Origin of the sequence: Megasphaera sp. AF13-6AC (genome assembly GCF_027685385.1) — a bacterium.
Taxonomy (GTDB): Bacteria; Bacillota; Negativicutes; order Veillonellales; family Megasphaeraceae; genus Megasphaera; species Megasphaera micronuciformis.
Map to the genome: position 1 here is coordinate 1 of NZ_JAQCUN010000180.1, position 2109 is coordinate 2109.

Genomic DNA, 2109 nt, shown 5'->3' on the forward strand with positions numbered 1-2109 from the left:
TCATGTCGTAGCTACGACTACCATGCTTACAGACTTGGTTTCTCAAATCGGCGGTGACGATGTGGCCGTGACAGGGCTCATGGGCCCCGGCGTAGACCCCCACCTTTATCAGGCCGGCGCCGGCGATGTAACAACCTTATCCGGTGCAGACCTCATGTCGTAGCTACGACTACCATGCTTACAGACTTGGTTTCTCAAATCGGCGGTGACGATGTGGCCGTGACAGGGCTCATGGGCCCCGGCGTAGACCCCCACCTTTATCAGGCCGGCGCCGGCGATGTAACAACCTTATCCGGTGCAGACCTCATTGTTTGCAACGGCCTTCATTTGGAAGGAAAAATGGGAGATGTTTTGAAAAACGTTGAAAACAAGGGAATCTCTACCGTTTACGTAGCCGACAGTCTTCCTGCGGCAGTCAATCGCAACCGGCAAAAAAAGGCGAAAAGCTTCATGTCGTAGCTACGACTACCATGCTTACAGACTTGGTTTCTCAAATCGGCGGTGACGATGTGGCCGTGACAGGGCTCATGGGCCCCGGCGTAGACCCCCACCTTTATCAGGCCGGCGCCGGCGATGTAACAACCTTATCCGGTGCAGACCTCATTGTTTGCAACGGCCTTCATTTGGAAGGAAAAATGGGAGATGTTTTGAAAAACGTTGAAAACAAGGGAATCTCTACCGTTTACGTAGCCGACAGTCTTCCTGCGGAAAGCATTCTGACCTTCGAAAACGAAGGTGCGGCTGCCCAAGACCCGCATATTTGGTTTGACGTGGAAAATTGGAAAAAAGCGGCTACAGCAGTAGAAAAAGCTCTGGCTGAAAAAGATCCTGAGCACGCCGCCCATTACAAGGAAAGAACGCAAACTTATTTGCAACAATTAGACGAAACGAACGAGTATGTTAAAAAAAGGAGTGCCGAAATTCCGGAAAATTCTCGGATCCTCGTAACGGCACATGACGCTTTTCAGTATTTTTCTCGTGCTTACGGCTTTCAAGTACGCGGGCTGCAAGGCGTAAGTACGGCCTCTGAAGCCGGTACTCGTGACATGGCCGACTTGGTGCAATTTATTACGGACCATAAAATAAAGGCCATTTTTGTGGAATCGTCAGTACCTCACAAAACGATTGAAGCAGTCCAGGAAGCTTGCCGGGCCAAAGGTTGGAACGTAGTTGTCGGCGGAGAACTATACTCCGACTCTCTCGATACGACGACCCATCCGGCCGGTACGTACATCGGTATGATAAAAGCAAATATAGACACGATTGTCGACGCCTTAAAATAAGGAGGTACACTGTGAACTGGGCTGTAGAAATAGAAGATATGACCGTAGCCTATGACAGGCATCCCGTTCTCTGGGACGTGGATATGAAGGTCCCTCAAGGGGCTCTGGCTGCCGTGCTCGGTCCTAACGGGGCCGGTAAATCCACGCTTTTAAAGGCAGCTCTGGGCCTTATTCCTACCATTTCCGGTCGCGTTAAGTTTTACGTAAACGGTACCTTGAGCGTGTTTAAGGAAGACAAAAAACAAATCGTATATGTACCGCAAAGCGGCAGCGTCGACTGGGATTTCCCCACAACCGTTCTGGACGTTGTCCTCATGGGACGTTACGGACATCTGGGGTGGTTTAGAAGACCCGGTAAACAAGATCGGGAACTGGCCTTGCGGACATTGGAAAAAATCGGCATGGCCGATTACGAAAACAGGCAAATCAAACAATTATCCGGTGGCCAACAACAACGGGTGTTTCTCGCTCGAGCCCTGGTTCAAGACGGCGAAATCTATTTCATGGATGAACCGTTTAAAGGTGTCGATAAAAAAACGGAAGAAACAATTATTACCACTCTCAAGGAAATGAAGAATAAAGGTAAAACAGTCGTTGTCGTTCATCACGATTTGAATACGGTTCGCTCCTATTTCGACTGGGTCACTCTCCTCAATGTACGTACCGTAGCCTGCGGTAAAACGACTGAGGCCTTTACCGCCGCCTCCTTGAAAGAGGCTTATAACCTGCAAGAGGTCGTCTTATGAATCTGTGGAACGAATACACCTTTTGGATCATTATCGTCGGCGCGGCACTACTCGGCTTGACGGCCGGCATTATCGGCACC

Annotated in this window: 4 protein-coding genes; all 4 read left to right on the plus strand. The window is 49.9% G+C overall.

Going from position 1 to position 2109, the window contains the following annotated elements:
- The first annotated feature begins 22 nt into the window (after window positions 1-22).
- The 4 genes from PGX78_RS07815 to PGX78_RS07830 are packed head-to-tail and all read left to right on the plus strand — an operon-like array spanning window position 23 to window position 2029.
- Window positions 23-163, plus strand: a complete 141-nt coding sequence (locus tag PGX78_RS07815) for a metal ABC transporter solute-binding protein, Zn/Mn family (RefSeq protein ID WP_442864817.1) — start codon at window positions 23-25, stop codon at window positions 161-163.
- Between the two features lie 11 nt (window positions 164-174).
- Window positions 175-459 carry a metal ABC transporter solute-binding protein, Zn/Mn family gene (locus tag PGX78_RS07820; RefSeq protein ID WP_270446343.1) on the plus strand — a complete coding sequence of 95 codons (285 nt, stop codon included), beginning with the start codon at window positions 175-177 and terminating at the stop codon, window positions 457-459.
- A gap of 11 nt (window positions 460-470) precedes the next feature.
- A complete protein-coding gene (locus PGX78_RS07825) occupies window positions 471-1283 on the plus strand; it encodes a metal ABC transporter solute-binding protein, Zn/Mn family (RefSeq protein ID WP_270446345.1) in 813 nt (270 codons plus the stop codon).
- 11 nt (window positions 1284-1294) lie between these two features.
- Window positions 1295-2029 carry a metal ABC transporter ATP-binding protein gene (locus PGX78_RS07830; RefSeq protein WP_270446346.1) on the plus strand — a complete coding sequence of 245 codons (735 nt, stop codon included), beginning with the start codon at window positions 1295-1297 and terminating at the stop codon, window positions 2027-2029.
- Window positions 2030-2109: the final 80 nt, after the last annotated feature.